The following is a 16,782-nucleotide window of genomic DNA, read 5'->3' as shown; positions in this document are numbered from 1 at the left end:
GGTACGCGAAAGGCCGAACACGGCCATCCCTGACATCCCCCTACCCCGGCACGAGCGGCCTGCGACCAAGGCCGAACCCGTATCCATCAGCCACGAGACACCATCCATGCGCCAAGAATTCCACGGCCGCACACACGCTGCCCGTTCCACGACCCGTCCCGTCCCATTCGCCGGCAACCGCCTGCGCCTCGCCATCGGCCTGGTCCTGGCCTGCACGGCAGGCGCGGCGATGGCGGTCCCGCAGGAGGCCGCCGGGCAGGCGGAAACGGCGCGGCGCACCGACAGCGTGACCGATCTGGACCACGTGCTGGTCGTCGCCCAGCGCGCGAACCGCGTCAGCAACGGCGCGACCAACCTGGACCTGGACATCAAGGAGACCCCGCAGTCGATCAGCGTGGTGACCCAGGAGCAAATGCAGCAGTTCGGCGCCAGCAACCTCAACGACGCGCTGCGGCTGGCCACCGGCATCCAGGTCGAGGAGTGGGAGACCAACCGCACCAACTTCACCGCGCGCGGTTTCGATATCAAGAACACCCAGATCGATGGCGTCGGCCTGCCCAACAACTGGGGCATCGTCACCGGCGCGATGGATTCGTTCGGCTACGACAAGCTGGAAGTGATCCGCGGCGCCAACGGCCTGTTGACCGGCGTCGGCAATGCCTCGGGCACGATCAACTACGTGCGCAAGCGCCCCACCAACGACGCGCAGGGCCAGCTCGGGGTCAGCTTCGGTTCCTGGAGCAACCGCAGGATCGAGGCCGACTATTCGACGCCGTTCAACGAGAATCGCACCTGGGCCGGCCGCTTTGTCGCCGCACGCGAGGACGGCGACTCCTGGCTGCGCGACTACCAGAACGAGCGCACGTTCCTGTACGGCGTGGTCGATGGCCAGATCGGCGACAACGGCACGCTGACCTTCGGTTATTCGTGGCAGCAGAACGATTCCGACCACAACATGTGGGGCGCGCTGACCTTCAACAACAACGACGGCACGCAGGCCGAATGGAACCGGAGCGCTTCGACCACGCAGGACTGGACGTTCTGGAACACCAACACGCAGACCGCATTCGTCGAATACACGCACCAACTGCGCGGCGACTGGCGACTGAAGGCGTCCTACAACCATCGCACCAACCGGAGCGACGACCAGTTGTTCTTCGCCTACACGGTGACCGGCCTGGACCCGGTCACCGGCGAGGGCCTGCTCGGCTGGGCCTACAAGGGCTACGAGGACATGACTTCGGATCTCGGCGAAGTCTCGCTCAACGGCCGGTTCGAACTGCTCGGCCGCGAGCACGAAGCGATGTTCGGCGTCAGCATGGCCACCAGCGAGCAGGGCTACTGGCTGCATCCGACCGACTTCTCCGGTCCGGCCTTCGGCACGCTGCCGGGCTTCCCGTATGCGGGCAATGCGGTCCCCGAGCCGGCCTGGGGCGCACGTGAACTTTCGACCCTGACCCACCAGAAGCTGCGCCGCGCGTTCGGCGCCACGCGGCTGGCGTTCACCGATCGCCTCAAGGCGGTGCTCGGCGTCAACTGGGCCGGCTTCGATCGCCATGGCACCAACATCGGTGAGCCGTTCGAGCAGAACAACACCAGCCCCTATGCCGGCCTGACCTTCGACTTCAACGACGACATCCTGGGTTACGTCAGTTACTCCGACATCTACCAGCCCCAGGACCAGAACGGCATCGACGGCCTCTACCTGGAACCGACCAAGGGCGTGAACTACGAAGTCGGCGTCAAGGCCGAATGGCTGGACCGTCGCCTGCTCACCACGCTGGCCTGGTTCAGCGCCAAGCAGAAGGGCCTGGCGTCCTATGTCGGCTACGACTTCGACACCGCGCGCTACTACTACGAGCCGGTCGACGTCGAATCGAGGGGCTTCGAATTCGAGGCTGCCGGCAAGCTCACCGACAACGTCGACCTGGTGTTCGGCTACACCCATCTTTCGATGGATGGCCCGGACGGCAACGACACCTTCCCGTGGGTGCCGCGCAGCACCGCCAACCTGGCGCTGAGCGCGCGCGCACCTGGGCTGCCGGCACTGTCGTACGGAATCGGCGGACGCTGGCAGAGCGGTACCTTCACCGAGGAAAGCTACACCTCGATGATCGTGCGCCAGGACAGCTATGCGGTCGTCAATGCGTTCGTCGCGTGGGACTTCGCCAGCAACGCCACGCTGCGCGCCAACATCGGCAACCTGACCGACGAAAAGTACATCAACAGCCTGTACCAGATCGGCTACTACGGCGCCCCGCGCAACTACACGCTGAGCCTGAACTGGCGGTTCTGATCGCCTTCCTCCCCGCGCAAGAGACACCAGCCCGACGCCATGTCCCGCACGTTCGCTACCTCGGACTCCACCCAGGCCCCACGCCTGCGCCTGGCCGCGCGCGTGGGCGCCGCGGTGATCGGCAGCTACGCCTTCGCCTGGGGCTTCATCGCCGCGGCGATGGCGCTGCTGTTCGCCGCCGGCATGGAATTCCACGACGCCGAGTTCCTGGCCAGCGCGCTGGGGCTGCTGCTGTACCTGGTCGTGTTCCTGCGCGCGATCGCCTGCCGGCGCCATCCGGCGCGGGCCTGGGTCTTGCTGGTCGGCGGCGGCGCGCTGCTGGCCGCGCTCGGCTCGCTGGTGCAGTCGGCCGTGGTCTGAGAGGAGGTCCGCGATGTTCCAGAGCTTCCGCCAGGCGATGGCTTGGCTGCATACCTGGTTCGGCCTGGTGCTGGGCTTCGTGCTGATGGCCGCGTTCTTCTTCGGCGCGCTGTCGGTGTTCGATCGCGAGATCGACCGCTGGGCGATCCCGGCCACGCGCATCGAGCCGCAACCGATGCCCTCGTTCGAACGGGTGCTGCGGCCGGCGTTCGAGCGGATGCAGCCGCTGCCGGCGGCGGTGGAAGCGATGCGCCCGCGCGTCGACGGCCCGATGCCCGAGCGCTACGACACCGTCGCCAGCTGGAGCGCCTACACCACCCACCGCGATCCGGTGCTGGCGCTGTACGCCGGCTACCAGGTGCCCAACGCCAAGGAGCCGGACGAGGCGATCTGGGCCTACGCCACCATCGACCCGCGCGACGGCAGCCCGCTGCCCGACGATCGGCTCAAGATCGGCAGCGGCTTCTTCTACCCGATGCACTACAGCCTGACCCTGGACTGGAAGAACCTGGGGTTCTGGATCGTCGGTTTCTCCGCGCTGGTGATGCTGGCCGCGCTGGTCAGCGGCGTGGTCATGCACCGCAAGCTGTTCCGCGAGCTCTTCACCTTCCGCCCGGACAAGGGCCGCCTGCGCAGCGTGCTGGACCTGCACAACCTCACCGGCGTGGTCGCGCTGCCGTTCCATTTCTTCTTCGCCTTCACCGGGCTGGTGATCTTCGCCGCGGCCTACTATTTCCCCATCGGCCATACCCAGCTGCACGACCTGCACGAACTGCACGAGAAGCACGAAGCGCAGGCGCTGGGCCTGCCGCACGGGCGCGCCGGCGTGCCAGCCGGACTGGCCAACGTCGATGCGATGGTCGCCGAGGCGCAGCACCGCTGGGAGGCGCGCGACATGGCCGGCGAGGTCGGTTTCCTGGTGCTGCAGCACGTCGGCGACGCCAACGGCTACGTCAGCGTCTACCGCGCCGGCACCGATCGCATCGCGCTGGTCGGGCAGGGCATCCATTTCAAGGCGTCCACCGGGCAGCTGCTGCGCGAGGACCCGCCGGCCACGCCGGTCGCGCGCGTCGCCGAGTTCCTCACCGGCCTGCACCTGCAGCATTTCCGCCACTGGCTGCTGCGCTGGCTGTACGTGCTGGGCGGGCTGGCCGGCTGCGTCTGCATCGCCACCGGCTTCGTGTTCTTCGTCGAGAAGCGCAAGCGCCAGCATGCCCGCGACGGCAGCCAGGGCACGCGCGCGGTCGACGCGTTGGCGGTGGCCGCGGTGACCGGCATGGTGGCGGCCGCGCTCGCCATCCTGGTCGCCAACCGCCTGCTGCCCGAGACGCTGCCGGCGCGCGACGCCTGGGAGCGCTATGCGTTCTGGGGCGCATGGACGCTGGCGCTGCTGCATGCCGCCTGGCGCAGCGGCCCGGTCGCGCGCGGCCTGCCCAATCCGGCCTGGCGCGAACAGGCCTGGGCGATCGCCGCGCTGGCGCTGGCGGCGGCGGGACTGAACTGGATCACCACCGGCGATCATCTGCTGCGCACGCTTGGCGCCGGCTATTGGCCGGTGGCCGGCCTCGATCTGTCGCTGCTGGCCACCGCCGCGATCGCCGCCGCCAGCGCGCGACGTCTCGGCCGCCGCGCCGAAGCGAAGGCGACCGAGACCGCGCGCGACCGGGAGGCCGCGCATGCATGAGCCCGCGCACGCCGGCTGGCTGCTGGCCGCGGCGCTGGCCGCCTGCGTGGCCGGCATGGGCTGGCTGGCGCTGTCGATGCCGGTCCACGCGCAGCAGGTCTGGGGCGCGACGCCCTCGCGGACGGCGACCTTGTGGCTGCGGGGACTCGGCGCCCTGGCGCTGGCGACCGCCCTGGGGCTGTGCCTGGCGGTGGATCATGCGTCGATGGCCGCGCTGGTCTGGCTGATGGGGCTGGCCGCGGCGGCGCTGATCGTCGCCTTCACCCTGGCCTGGCGCGCGCGCTGGCTGCGCGCGCTGGCGCCGTGGACGTGCACCGGCAGGATCGGCCGCCAGTGACTGGGGGCTTGCCAGCCGTGCGGCCAGGCAATGCTTCACTTCTTCCGTTGGAGCGACGTCTGTCGCGACGGATTGCATCCAGCCCGGGCCAGTCGCGACTGACGTCGCTCCCACAATCGTCGCTCCCATAATGAAAGTCCGGCCATCACCGTCGGCGACGCTGCGGTCGCCGCCTTACACCGGCGTCGGATTGCGATACCTGAACCCGGCCTGGTGCCAGTACGGATAGGGCCTGGTCACCGCGCTGGCGGCGTCGAGCCGGGCCACCTGCCCGGCGGTGAGGTTCCAGCCGACCGCGCCCAGGTTCTGCCGCAGCTGTTCCTCGTTGCGCGCGCCGATGATGACGGTGGACACGGTCGGGCGCTGCAGCAGCCAGTTGATCGCCACCTGCGGCACGCTGCGGCCGGTTTCGGCGGCCACTTCGTCCAGCGCGTCGACCACGCGATAGAGATGCTCGTCCTCGACCGGCGGGCCGGATTCGATGTTGGCCTGCGAGTGCAGGCGGCTGGTCGCCGGCAACGGCTGGCCGCGGCGCAGCTTGCCGGTCAGCCGGCCCCAGCCGAGCGGGCTCCACACCACCGCGCCGACGCCCTGGTCGGCGGCCAGCGGCATCAGTTCCCACTCGTAGTCGCGGCCGAGCAGCGAGTAGTAGGCCTGGTGCGCCACGTAGCGGGTCCAGCCGTGGCGGTCGGCGGCGGCCAGCGATTTCATCAGGTGCCAGCCGGAGAAGTTGGATACGCCCAGGTAGCGGATCTTGCCGGCGCGCACCAGGTTGTCGAGCGTGGACAGCACTTCCTCCACCGGCGTGCGCGCGTCGAAGCCGTGCAGCTGGAACAGGTCGATGTAGTCGGTGCCCAGCCGCTTCAGCGCGCCGTCGATGGCATTGATCAGATGATGGCGCGAGGAACCGACCTGGTTCTCGCCCTCGCCGAAGCGGAAGGTGGCCTTGGTGGAGATCAGCAGCGCGTCGCGCGGGCGGCCCTTGAGGGCCTCGCCGAGGATCGACTCGGCCGCACCCTTCGAATAGACGTCGGCGCTGTCGAACATGTTGAGGCCGGCCTCCAGGCAGATGTCGACCAGCCGGCGCGCCTGCGCCACGTCGGTGTCGCCCCAGGCGCTGAACAATGCGCCCTGACCGCCGAAGGTGCCGGTGCCGAGGCTGAGGACGGGAACGCGCAGGCCGGACGCGCCGAGATGGCGATGCTCCATGACGGAATCCATTGGGGGAGGAACCGGCATTTCACTCCCGCGCACGTGGCGGGCGCAAGCGCTGGGCCGGAATGCATCGTTGCCGGCGCCTGAACACTCCGCAACACGCGGCCGCTGCCGTCGCCGATCCGGTTTCCCGCCAGCGGCAAGGCGCGCAGAATCGAGGCCTGCCATCTGCGGCCCGAGGCCCTGGAGGAAAAAACATGAAACGCATGAGCCTGCTGCTCGCCCTGGCAATGGCCTTCGCCGCCGGCGGCGCGTCCGCCCGCGACAACGTCACCGATCCGTCGATTCCGCGCCAGTTGCCGGCCAGCGGCCCGGTCAGCGTCGAATGGACCGATCCAGCGCAATTCTCCGAGCTGCGCTACAGCGGCAACCGCTGGGAAGCCGAGCGCGGCAACTGGGTGGTCGAACTGGCGCGCCATCTCCAGGCGCGGGCGGCGCGGCACCTGGCGCCCGGCCAGCGGTTGCAGGTCACCATCACCGACATCACCCGCGCCGGCAGCTACCTGCATCCGGGCTCGGTGCGCAACGACATCCGCATCGTCCAGGACATGTACCCGCCGCGGATGAGCCTGCATTTCCGCCTCACCGGCGAAGACGGCACGGTCGTGTCCGAAGGCGAGCGCAAGCTGCGCGATCCGGCGTTCCTCAGCCAGGCCGGCGCCAACAACAGCGATGCCTTGCGCTACGAGAAGCGGATGATCGACGACTGGCTGCGCCAGGAATTCGGCCGGCGCGCTGACCTGCGCCACGACGCCATGCGGACCGCGCGATGACCGGCTTCGACCTGACCCCGCCCGATGACGGGCAGCGCCGGCGGCTGATCGCCGGCCTCGACGGCGAGGAACGCCGCGTGCTGCTGCAGCACGGCACCGAGGCGCCGTTCTGCGGCGCCTTCCTCGACAACAAGCAGGACGGCGTCTACTGCTGCCGGCTGTGCGGGCTGCCGCTGTTCCGCTCCACCGCCAAGTTCGATTCCGGCACCGGCTGGCCGAGCTTCTTCGCGCCGCTGGACGCGGCCCACGTCGGCCGCATCCGCGACGCCAGCCACGGCATGATCCGCACCGAGATCGTCTGCGCGCGCTGCGGCAGCCACCTGGGCCACGTGTTCCCGGACGGCCCGCCGCCGACCTTCGAGCGCCACTGCCTCAACTCGGTGTCGCTGTCCTTCGTCGCGCGGGGACAGCCCCTGCCCGACCCGCTGGGACGCGGCGGGGCCGAGGCGGCGCCGGCGGACTGAGGCGTCGCAAGTCCCCGCGGGACCGGCGGCCTGGGCGGGCTGTCCCGGGACATTGGTCGAAGCCGCCTCAAGATTGGCGCCGGACGGCCGAAACCGGGATACACCTCCTGCCGCCTCCCCGCCCATGCTCATCGTCATCGGACTTATCGTGGTCATCGCCAGCGTGCTCGGCGGTTACGTCGCCGCGCACGGCAAGCTGGCGGCGCTGTGGCAGCCCTACGAGCTGGTCATCATCGGCGGCGCGGCGTTCGGCGCGTTCCTGATCGGCACGCCGATGAAGACGGTCAAGGCCACCTTCGCCGCCATCCCGGCCACGTTCAAGGGCGCCAGGTACAAGGCCAGCGACTACCTGGACGTGCTGACGCTGGTCTACGAGCTGCTCAACAAGGCGCGCCGCGAGGGCTTCATCGCGCTGGAGTCGCACGTGGACGCCCCGGCCTCCAGCGACGTCTTCAGCAAGTACCCGAAGATCCTCGCCGACCACCACCTGATGGACTTCATCACCGACTGCCTGCGCCTGATGGTCGGCAACAACATCGAGCCGCACGAACTGGAGCCGCTGCTGGAACTGGAGCTGGAGAAGCACCACCACGAGATGATGGCGCCGGCGCACGCGCTGCAGAAGATCTCCGACGGCCTGCCGGGCTTCGGCATCGTCGCCGCGGTGCTGGGCATCATCGTCACGATGGGCTCGATCGGCGGCGACATCGCCGAGGTCGGCGCGCATGTCGGCGCCGCGCTGGTCGGCACCTTCCTCGGCATCCTGCTGGCCTACGGCTTCATCGGCCCGCTTGGCGCGGCGGTGGAAGCCAGCGCCGAGCAGGACGCGCGCATCTACGAATCGGTCAAGACCGCGCTGCTGGCCTCGCTGCGCGGCTACAACCCCAAGGTGGCGCTGGAGTTCGCGCGCAAGACGCTGCCGTCCGGGGTGCGGCCGCAGTTCAACGATTTCGAAACCCACCTGAAAGCCATCAAGTAAGCCAATGGCCGAGAGCAAACCCACCGTCGTGATGGTGCGACGGGTCAAGAAGGTGGCCGGCGGCGGTCATCACGGCGGCTCGTGGAAGGTGGCGTACGCGGACTTCGTGACCGCGATGATGGCGTTCTTCCTGGTGATGTGGCTGGTCGGCGCGACCACCAACAAGGAGCGCGCGGCGATCTCCGAATACTTCCGCAATCCCAGCCCGCTGACCGGCAAGAGCTTCTCGCCCGCGCCGGGCCCGCAGGGGCCGGGCGGCGCCAGCAACTCGATGATCAAGCTCGGCGGCACGATGGACATCCCGCGCGGCGACGGCGAGGACGCGTTCGCCAAGCCCAGCAGCGAGACCGAGAGCGAAGCGAAAGCGCGCGCGGACGAGCGCCGGCTGGAATCGCTGATGGAGGCGCTGGAGGAGGCCATCGGCAAGAGCCAGGCGCTGGAGCCGTTCAAGGACCAGCTGCTGCTGGACCTGACCCCGGAAGGGCTGCGCATCCAGATCGTCGATCAGCAAAACCGGCCGATGTTCGACCTGGGCAGCTCGCAGCTCAAGCCCTACACCACCACCATCCTGCGCGAGCTGTCCGGCTTCATCAACCAGGTGCCCAACGCGATCAGCATCACCGGCCATACCGACACCACCCAGTACAACGGCACCCGCGGCTACACCAACTGGGAACTCAGCGCCGACCGCGCCAACGCCGCGCGGCGTGCGCTGATCGACGGCGGCATGCAGGCGGACAAGGTGTCGCGCGTGGTCGGGCTGGCCTCGTCGGTGCTGTTCGACAGGCAGGATCCGCACAATCCGATCAACCGCCGCATCAGCATCGTGGTGATGACCCAGGCCGCGGTCGATGCCTCGCTGCAATCGGACACGCGCCTGGCGCTGGGCCCGCAGTTGCCGGATGCCGATGCGACGATGCCGGATGCAGCGGCGGCCGGGCCAGCGGCGCCGGCGGCCGAATCCGAAGCGGCCGCGCATCCCTGAAGCGCGGCGTCGCCGCCGGCGCGCACGGGTATCCTTGTGCGCAATGATCCCGCGCCGCCGCCCTCCTTTCCGCTCCCGCAACCCCGGCCCGGCACGCGCCGGGCGCTCCACGCCGGCCGCCGGGGCGGCGCGGTGAGCGTGTACGTGGACGATGCGGTGTTCGCCTGGCGCGGCCAGCGCTGGGCGCACCTGATGGCCGACACGCTGGACGAGCTGCACGCCTTCGCCGCGCGCCTGGGCCTGCCGCGGCGCGCGTTCCAGGACAAGACCAGCGGCGCACACTACGACGTGCCGGCGCCGCTGCGCGAGCAGGCCATCGCGCTGGGCGCCATCGCCATCTCGCGGCACCGCGATCGCGCGCTGATGCGCGCGGTCATCGCCCGCGCCAAGGCGCAGGGGCGCGGCGAAAGTCCCTGACGGCCGCCTGGCCGGCGCGCGCCCGGCCAGGGGCGCTCAGAGCGCGTCGCCGCCCGGGCGCAACTCGAACTCCAGCAGCGCCGCCAGCTCCCGCATCGCCTGGTCGTCGCGGCGCAGCGCCATCCAGCCGGCCTGCACGCCGTCGCCGGTCTGCCACAGCCACAGCGAATAGCCGTGCTCGCGCAGCCGGTCGTGCGCGATGGCCAGCACGCCGGCGGCATCGAGGCCGGCGATGAAATCCTCGTCGTCGGCGTCGCCGCCCCAGTCGATGCCGATGCCCCAGCGCGCGGCCAGTTGCTCCAGGCAGTCGATCAGCGTGGCCACGTCCTCGTCAGGAATCCGGAAACCGGCGGTCCAGTCGATGATGCCGGCCAGCGTTTCCGGCAGATCCCGCGCTTCGGCCCCGCCACCGGCCACCGCCTCGCGGTAGCCGTCGAACTGGCGCAGCGCGGCTTCCTCGTCGCCGGGGTTGATCAGCAGCAGCAGGTTCCAGACCAGGGCCTGGTGATCGTCGGAATCGACGTCGTCCAGCGCGTGGCCGTCGTCCTCGTCCTCATACTCGTCGTCGGGATGCCGCATGGCCGGTTCCTGCGCGGAAAGCGTGATCCTGACCCGCGCGCGGCCGGCTGGAAAGGGGGAGCCTCCCGCCGGCGGGCTTGGGCCGCGCGGCGCGGGCGTTTATCCTTGCCGCCCCGCGGCAGCCCGCCGTTCCACCGAAGTTCCCCGCATGAGCGACACCCCTCCCGATCGCCTGGCCCTGGACCCGCGCAGCCCCTTCCACGACGCCGCCCTGCTGGAGCGCGGCATCGGCATCCGCTTCAACGGCGTCGAGCGCGACAACGTCGAGGAATACTCGATCAGCGAGGGCTGGATCCGGGTGCAGGTCGGCAAGTCCAAGGATCGCCGCGGCAACCCGATGACGCTGAAGGTCAAGGGCACGGTCGAGGCCTACTTCCTAGACCAGAAGTGAGCGTCACAGCCCCAGCTTGCTGCGGAAGATGAAGAACACCGCGCCGAGGATGCACAGCGCGGCCCACAGGTAGTCCAGCTTCAGCGGTTCCTTCAGGTAGAACACCGCGAACGGCACGAACACCAGCAGGGTGATCGCCTCCTGCAGGATCTTCAGCTGCGCCACCGACATCACCGTGTAGCCGATGCGGTTGGCCGGCACCTGCAGCAGGTACTCGAACAGCGCGATGCCCCAGCTGAACAGCGCGGCGAGGATCCACGGCTTGTGGTTCATCTCCTTCAGGTGCGCGTACCAGGCGAAGGTCATGAACACGTTGCTCAGGGTGAGCAGCAGCAGGGTCAGGCCGATCTGGCGCATGGATGCTTTCCGGCGGGGAGCGGGCGCGCCATCCTGGGGGAGGACGCGCCGCGGCTCAAGCCCGCCTGGAGCGTGTCATGCACGTTCCCGCAGGCCTGGACCATCGCGATGCAGTGTGGCGGGCCTTGCCAGGGGCGCTTCCCGCATCCGGGTGCAGCGAGCCGAGCTTGCTCGGCTCCCCGTCATGCCCGGCGGCCCAAAGCCATGACAGGCTCTAGCAGGAGGCGAGCGCCTCCTCGACCGCGCGGAACAGCTGGCTCATCTGCACCGGCTTGCCGAGCAGGCGCGGTTCGATGCCCGGCGGCAGATCCTGGAACCGCACCGGCGGCTGCGCCGGGTCCTTGAGGATCAGCACCGGCCCGTCGAAGCCCCGCTCGCGCAGCGCCAGCATCAGGCTGACCGCCGACAGCAGCAGGATGTCGCTGTCGACGATGGCGATGCGCGGCAGGCCGTCGCTGGCGACGATGCGCAGCGCCGCCGCGCCGTCGGAGGCGACCATCGGATCGTAGCCCTGGCTGGCCAATGCATTGGCCACCAGCGACAGCCGGGTGCTGTCGCCATCGACCACCAGGATGCGCTGGCCCTGGCCCTCGGCGAAGTTCTCGTCGGCCGCCCCCGCCTCATCGGCCACCCGCTGCGCAGGCAGCCGCAGTTCGAACGTGCTGCCGTCGCCGGGCAGGCTGTGCACCGAGATCCTGCCTCCGTTGGCTTCCAGGATGCGCTTGCACGACAGCAGCCCCAGGCCGCTGCCCTGCTGCTTGGTGGTGAAGAACGGGGTGAACAGCTGGGCCAGGGTCTGCTCGTCCATGCCGATGCCCTGGTCGCTGACCAGCACCGCCACCCAGTCCTCGCCGCCCTCGCGCAGGCGCTGGGCGGACAGGCTCAGCGTGCCCGGCCGCGGCATGGCCTGGATGCCGTTCAGGCAGAGGTTGATCAGGCATTGCTGGAATTCGGTGTAGTTGGCCTGCACCGCCAGGTCCTCGGCGGGCGGCTCCACCACCAGGGTGACGTGCCGGGGCAGGCTGCCCTGCAACAGCAGTTGCACCGCGTGGAACAGCGCGGCGATCGACACCGATTCGCGCTTGACCCGCGATCCGCGCACGAACGAGAGCATCGACTCGGCCATCTCGTGGCCGCGCCGGCCGCTCTCGGCGATGACGTTGCCGAGCCGGCGGATCTTGGGATCGTCGCTGTAGCTGGCCAGCAGGTCCGGCACGATCAGCAGCGGCTGCAGGATGTTGCGCAGGTCGTGGCTGAGGCCGGCCGCCAGCATCGCCAGGCTGTCCAGCCGCTGCGCGCGCATCAACTCCTTCTCGGCGCGCTCGCGCTCGCGTTCGCCGCGCGCCTCGCGGATGGCGCGCGCCACCGCCGACGGCAGCCGCACCGGGTTGTGCTTGAGCACGTAGTCGTGCGCGCCTTCCTGCAGCGCCTGCACGGCGGTCTCCTCGCCCATCGTGCCGGAGACGAAGATGAACGGCACGCCGGGGTCGTGCTCGCGCAGGATGCGCAGCGCCTCGTGCCCGGAAAAGCCGGGCATGGCCAGATCCGACAGGACGATGTCGAAGTTGCGCCGCGCCAGTTCGGCGCGCATGTCCCCGGCGTTGTCGACGCGGACGAAGTCGGCTTCCAGCCCGGCGTCGAGCAGCTGTTCGACCAGCAGCTCGGCATCCTCGGGGCAGTCCTCCACCATCAGGATGGAGATGGAACCCAGCGGCGCGCCGGTTCGCGGCATGTCATTCCTTCTCGGGGGTCTCGTTGATCACCGCCCAGAACGTGCCCAGCGTCTTGACCGCCTGGAAGAACTGGTCGACGTCCACCGGCTTGACCACGTAGGCGTTGACGCCCAGGTCCCAGCTGCGCGCCAGGTCGCTTTCCTCGCGCGAGGACGACAGGATCACCACCGGCATGCGCTTGAGGTGCTCGTGGGTGCGGATCTGCTTGAGCACCTCCAGCCCGTCCATGCGCGGCATCTTGATGTCCAGCAGCAGCACCGCCGGCAATCCCTCGGGACGATCGGCATGGTTGCCGCGGCGGAGCAGGTAGTCCATCGCCTCGACGCCGTCCTCGACGTGCACGATGGGATTGGCGAGATTGGCCTCGCGCAGCGCGTCGATGGCCATCTCGGCATCGGGGAGGCTGTCTTCGGCCAGCAGGATGGTGCGGATGTCGGTCATGGGCTTCGCTCGAGGGTTGAGGGTGCGTCCAGCGCTGGCGGCAGGGTGAAGTGGAAGGTGGCGCCCTTGTCGGGCTCGGCCTCGGCCCAGACGCGGCCGCCGTGGCGGCTGAGCACGCGGCGCACGCTGGCCAGGCCGATGCCGGTGCCGGGATACTCGGAGGCCTTGTGCAGGCGCTGGAACACGCCGAACAGCTTGTCGGCGTAGGCCATGTCGAAACCGGTGCCATTGTCGCGCACGCTGAAGTGGTGGCTGCCGTCGGGCTGGACCCGGTAGCCGATCTCCACTTCCGGCTGGGCGCGGCGCGCGCTGTACTTGACCGCGTTGCCGAGCAGGTTGCCCCACAGCTGCCGCATCATGTTCTCGTCGGCGACCAGGATCGGCAGCGGCGCGATCCGCCAGCGCACCGGGTTGCGCGGCGCATCGCCGGTGGCATGGGCGTCGAGCATCGCGCGGGTCTCGTCGACCAGCGACTGCATGTCCACCGCCTGCAGGCGCAGCGCGCTGCGGCCCAGACGCGAATAGACCAGCAGGTCGTCGATCAGCTGCGACATGCGCCGGGCCGAGTTGCCGATGACCTGCAGGTAGTGCCGGCTCTTGTCGTCGGCGCCGTCGCCGAGGTGGCGGGCCAGCTTGTCGGCGAAGCCGGCGACGTGGCGCAGCGGCGCGCGCAGGTCGTGCGAGACCGAGTAGCTGAACGCCTCCAGCTCGCGGTTGACCTCGGAAATCTGCTCGATCTTGCCTTCCAGCTGGCGGTTGAGGTCGGCGACCTTCTGCTGGGTGGCCTTCTGCGCGGAGATGTCGCTGACCGTCATCAGCGCCACGTTGTCGTCGCTGTCGGGCAGCTGCATGCGGCGCGCGTTGAGCAGCACCGTGCGGATCATGCCGTCGGCGGTCTCGTGCTCGTGCTCGAAGTCCCACAGTTCGCGGCCGCGCGCCAGCACGTCGGCCAGGCGCTGCAGCAGCACCGGATCGTTCCAGGCGCCGTCGCCGACGTCCTGCAGCGACAGCGCCTGCGCGCCGGCCGCCAGCCCGTACAGTTCGGCGAAGGCGTTGTTGTGCATCAGCAGCTGCAGGTCGGCGTCCAGCAGCACGATCGGCTCGCGCGCGGTCTGCAGGATCGCCAGCGCGCGGGAACTGGCGCGCCGCTGCGACTTCTCCGCGTCCAGGCGGCGGGCGACCTGGCGGCCCAGCAGCCAGGTGATCAGGCCCAGCAGCATCAACTGCACCACCAGCGCGCTCCAGCGCAACCACTGGGTGAGGGTGCGCTTGCGTTCGGAGTCGCGGGTCCGCTCGGCGAGCAGTTGTTCCTCGCCGCCGATGATTTCCTGGAAAAGCCCGCGTATCGGATAGCGCGTCACCAAAGCCTGCGCCAGTTGCCGCGCCCCGTCGCCATCGGCTTCGGCGAGCTGGCCGGTGATGTCGAGCCGCGCCCGCGCGCGCTCCTGCAACTGCCCGACGCGGACCAGCTGCGCGGGGTTGTCGGCGGTCAGGCGGATCAGGTCGCTCATCAGCCGCTCCACCTCGGCCGGGCCTTGCTCGACGCGCTCGCGGGCGCCCGGCGTGTCGGCGCCCAGCGCGATGACCATCGCGGCGATTTCGACCTCGCGCAGGCTCATCGCCAGCATGGCGGCCGTGCCCTTCACCTCGCGGGTATGGGCGATGTAGTCGGCCGCCTGCAGGTTGTCGCGCGAGAGGGAAAACAGCATGTAGGCGGGCAGCACGACCACCACGAGCACGGCGATCAGCAGGGCCGGCAGGCGCCAGCTTTCCAGGCCATAACGCGTGACGGAAGCTGCCATCGATCCCCTTGTCCGTGGACGCCTGCGCGGTGCGCGCAAGGCCGCTGTCGTTCCAGTCCGGCGATGCTACCCGGTTGCCATGACAGCGTCACGCGCGGCGATCGCGGGGGCGATTCCGTTCAGGAACCTTTGCCGGAAACGGCGTGGCGCGTTCAGCCTGCGCCGGTCCGGCGCGGGCACGCGGGCTAGCCGCGGCTGCGGCAACCGGCCGCGCGCGCCAGCATCAGTTCGCGCTCGCGCGCGTTGCGGGTCAGCGCGGCGGCGCGCTCGAACTCGCCGCCCGCCTCGCCGTCGCGGCCGAGGCGTTCGAGCAGATCCCCGCGCACCGCCGGCAGCTGCGGGTAGTCGTGCAGCAGCGGTTCGTGCAGCAGGGTGTCGACCAGCGCCAGCCCCGCCGCCGGACCGAAGGCGCGCCCCAGCGCCACCGCGCGGTTGAGCTGCACCACCGGCGAGGGCGCCACCTGCGCCAGCCGCGCGTACAGCGCGGCGATGCGCGGCCAGTCGGTGTCGGCGGCGCGCAGCGCGCGCGCATGGCAGGCGGCGATGGCGGCCTGCAGCGCATACGCGCCCTCGGCGCCGCCCCGTTGCGCGGCACGCTCCAGCGCGATCAGGCCGCGCCGGATCTGCAACCTGTCCCAGCGGCTGCGGTCCTGATCCATCAGCAGCACCGGCTGGCCGGCGGCATCGGCGCGCGCATTGGTGCGCGAGGCCTGCAGTTCCATCAGCGCCAGCAGGCCGTGGACTTCCGGCTGCTGCGGCATCAGCCCGGCCAGCACCCGCCCCATCCGCAGCGCCTCCCCGCACAGCGCCGGGCGCATCCAGTCGTCGCCGGCGCTGGCCGAATAGCCTTCGTTGAAGATCAGGTAGATCACTTCCAGCACCGCGTCGAGCCGGGCGGCCAGGTCGGCCTTGCGCGGCACCTCGAACGGCACTTGCTTCTGCGCCAGCAAGCGCTTGGCGCGGACGATGCGCTGGGCGATGGTCGGCTCGGATTGCAGGAAGGCGCGCGCGATCTCGGCCGTGCTCAGTCCGCCGAGCAGGCGCAGGGTCAGCGCGACCCGCGCCTCGGTCGGCAGGATCGGGTGGCAGGCGACGAAGACCAGCCGCAGCAGGTCGTCGCCGATGTCGTCCTCCAGCCGCGCGTCGCGGTCAGGCGCGTCCATCGCCTGGCCCTCTGCTTCGTAGGTGATCTGCGCGTGCCTGGTCGCGTGCAGCTGGCGCTGGCGCAGGCGGTCGATGGCGCGGCGCTGGGCCGCGGTCATCCACCAGGCGGCCGGGTTGTCCGGCACGCCCTCGCGCGGCCAGTGCTCCAGCGCGGCGACCAGCGCGTCCTGGGCCAGTTCCTCGGCCTGGCCGACGTCGCCGAGCATGCGCGCCAGTCGCGCGACCAGCTTCGGCGATTCCATCCGCCACAGCGCTTCGATGGTGCGGTGGACGTCCGGCGCGCTCATGGGCGGCGATGAAAGCACCGCACCGATCGCCATGCAAGTGCGCAGCGGCGTGCATGCGGATGGCCGGGGGCGCTGCGTGTTCCGTTCATCCGCCCGGCACGGCCGCCGGATCCATGTGGAACACCTCCCACAGGTGGCCGTCCGGATCCTCGAAGCTGCGCTGGTACATGAAGCCGTGGTCGTCGGCGGGGCGGTGCTCGCGCGCGCCGGCAGCCAGGGCGCGCTCCATCAACGCGTCCACCGCTGCGCGGTCGGGCTGCGACAGCGCGGTGATCGCCGCCGCCGTGGCACAGGTATCGGCGACCGGCTTGTCGGTGAAGGTGGCGAAGAACGGCCGGGCCAGCAGCATTACGTGGATGACGTCGCTGATGACCACGCAGGTGGCGTTGTGGTCGGTGAACTGCGGATTGTGGGCGTAGCCGAGGCGGGCGAAGAACGCGCGCGCGGCGTCCGGATCCTTCACCGGCAGGTTGATGAAGACTTGCGTGGTCATGTCGGTTCCCGGGTGATGGAGGGGT

Annotated in this window: 17 protein-coding genes and 1 pseudogene; 10 read left to right on the top strand and 8 right to left on the bottom strand. The window is 70.0% G+C overall.

Features of this window, described 5'->3' with window-relative positions; all coding sequences use genetic code 11:
• Positions 1 to 106: 106 nt before the first annotated feature.
• The 4 genes from AAG688_RS01945 to AAG688_RS01930 are packed head-to-tail and all read left to right on the top strand — an operon-like array spanning position 107 to position 4,677.
• Positions 107 to 2,296: a TonB-dependent siderophore receptor gene (locus tag AAG688_RS01945; protein ID WP_411833689.1), complete on the top strand. Its 2,190-nt coding sequence runs from the start codon at positions 107 to 109 to the stop codon at positions 2,294 to 2,296.
• A 39-nt stretch (positions 2,297 to 2,335) separates the two neighbouring features.
• Entirely contained in the window at positions 2,336 to 2,656 is a 321-nt protein-coding gene (locus tag AAG688_RS01940) for an iron uptake protein (protein WP_411833688.1), read from the top strand.
• Positions 2,657 to 2,669: 13 nt separating this feature from the next.
• Positions 2,670 to 4,340, top strand: a complete 1,671-nt coding sequence (locus AAG688_RS01935; protein ID WP_411833687.1) for a PepSY-associated TM helix domain-containing protein — start codon at positions 2,670 to 2,672, stop codon at positions 4,338 to 4,340.
• Positions 4,333 to 4,677, top strand: a complete 345-nt coding sequence (locus tag AAG688_RS01930; RefSeq protein WP_411833686.1) for a DUF3325 domain-containing protein — start codon at positions 4,333 to 4,335, stop codon at positions 4,675 to 4,677. Before AAG688_RS01935 ends, AAG688_RS01930 begins: the two co-directional genes overlap by 8 nt.
• A gap of 174 nt (positions 4,678 to 4,851) precedes the next feature.
• Here the strand turns inward: AAG688_RS01930 and AAG688_RS01925 are convergent, their stop codons facing one another.
• Entirely contained in the window at positions 4,852 to 5,886 is a 1,035-nt protein-coding gene (locus tag AAG688_RS01925; protein WP_411834912.1) for an aldo/keto reductase, read from the bottom strand.
• 203 nt (positions 5,887 to 6,089) lie between these two features.
• On the opposite strand from AAG688_RS01925, the gene AAG688_RS01920 reads away from it, so the two are divergent.
• From AAG688_RS01920 to AAG688_RS01900, 5 genes and pseudogenes are all read left to right on the top strand, one after another.
• Positions 6,090 to 6,665 carry a DUF3016 domain-containing protein gene (locus tag AAG688_RS01920; RefSeq protein WP_411833685.1) on the top strand — a complete coding sequence of 192 codons (576 nt, stop codon included), beginning with the start codon at positions 6,090 to 6,092 and terminating at the stop codon, positions 6,663 to 6,665.
• Complete coding sequence (msrB, locus tag AAG688_RS01915) at positions 6,662 to 7,129, top strand: peptide-methionine (R)-S-oxide reductase MsrB (RefSeq protein WP_411833684.1); 468 nt, start codon at positions 6,662 to 6,664, stop codon at positions 7,127 to 7,129. Before AAG688_RS01920 ends, msrB begins: the two co-directional genes overlap by 4 nt.
• A 124-nt stretch (positions 7,130 to 7,253) precedes the next feature.
• A complete protein-coding gene (motA, locus tag AAG688_RS01910; RefSeq protein WP_411833683.1) occupies positions 7,254 to 8,108 on the top strand; it encodes a flagellar motor stator protein MotA in 855 nt (284 codons plus the stop codon).
• 4 nt (positions 8,109 to 8,112) lie between these two features.
• A pseudogene (gene motB / locus AAG688_RS01905) lies at positions 8,113 to 9,090 on the top strand (flagellar motor protein MotB); the annotation flags it as partial.
• Between the two features lie 135 nt (positions 9,091 to 9,225).
• Entirely contained in the window at positions 9,226 to 9,510 is a 285-nt protein-coding gene (locus AAG688_RS01900; RefSeq protein WP_411833682.1) for a DUF4031 domain-containing protein, read from the top strand.
• Positions 9,511 to 9,546: 36 nt separating this feature from the next.
• Here the strand turns inward: AAG688_RS01900 and AAG688_RS01895 are convergent, their stop codons facing one another.
• Positions 9,547 to 10,089, bottom strand: coding sequence for a hypothetical protein (locus AAG688_RS01895; protein WP_411833681.1), 543 nt, complete (start codon positions 10,087 to 10,089; stop codon positions 9,547 to 9,549).
• 148 nt (positions 10,090 to 10,237) lie between these two features.
• Between AAG688_RS01895 and AAG688_RS01890 the strand changes: the two genes are divergently transcribed.
• Positions 10,238 to 10,480 (top strand): DUF3297 family protein, encoded by a 243-nt coding sequence (locus AAG688_RS01890; protein WP_411833680.1) that lies wholly within the window; start codon positions 10,238 to 10,240, stop codon positions 10,478 to 10,480.
• Positions 10,481 to 10,483: 3 nt separating this feature from the next.
• Here the strand turns inward: AAG688_RS01890 and AAG688_RS01885 are convergent, their stop codons facing one another.
• From AAG688_RS01885 to AAG688_RS01860, 6 genes are all read right to left on the bottom strand, one after another.
• On the bottom strand, positions 10,484 to 10,837 hold the full coding sequence (locus AAG688_RS01885; protein WP_411833679.1) for a DMT family protein: 354 nt from the start codon (positions 10,835 to 10,837) through the stop codon (positions 10,484 to 10,486).
• A gap of 214 nt (positions 10,838 to 11,051) precedes the next feature.
• Complete coding sequence (locus AAG688_RS01880) at positions 11,052 to 12,569, bottom strand: response regulator (protein WP_411833678.1); 1,518 nt, start codon at positions 12,567 to 12,569, stop codon at positions 11,052 to 11,054.
• A gap of 1 nt (position 12,570) precedes the next feature.
• The gene (locus AAG688_RS01875; protein WP_411833676.1) at positions 12,571 to 13,011 is read right to left on the bottom strand and encodes a response regulator; all 441 of its coding nucleotides are present in this window, start codon (positions 13,009 to 13,011) and stop codon (positions 12,571 to 12,573) included.
• Positions 13,008 to 14,813, bottom strand: a complete 1,806-nt coding sequence (locus AAG688_RS01870) for a sensor histidine kinase (protein ID WP_411833675.1) — start codon at positions 14,811 to 14,813, stop codon at positions 13,008 to 13,010. Before AAG688_RS01870 ends, AAG688_RS01875 begins: the two co-directional genes overlap by 4 nt.
• A 185-nt stretch (positions 14,814 to 14,998) precedes the next feature.
• On the bottom strand, positions 14,999 to 16,264 hold the full coding sequence (locus AAG688_RS01865) for an RNA polymerase sigma factor (RefSeq protein ID WP_411833674.1): 1,266 nt from the start codon (positions 16,262 to 16,264) through the stop codon (positions 14,999 to 15,001).
• Positions 16,265 to 16,349: 85 nt separating this feature from the next.
• Complete coding sequence (locus AAG688_RS01860; protein WP_411833673.1) at positions 16,350 to 16,757, bottom strand: VOC family protein; 408 nt, start codon at positions 16,755 to 16,757, stop codon at positions 16,350 to 16,352.
• Positions 16,758 to 16,782 lie beyond the last annotated feature (25 nt).

This window comes from Pseudoxanthomonas mexicana (assembly GCF_046736355.1).
GTDB lineage: Bacteria > Pseudomonadota > Gammaproteobacteria > Xanthomonadales > Xanthomonadaceae > Pseudoxanthomonas_A > Pseudoxanthomonas_A mexicana_B.
This window is presented reverse-complemented; position numbering and strand designations above follow the sequence as displayed.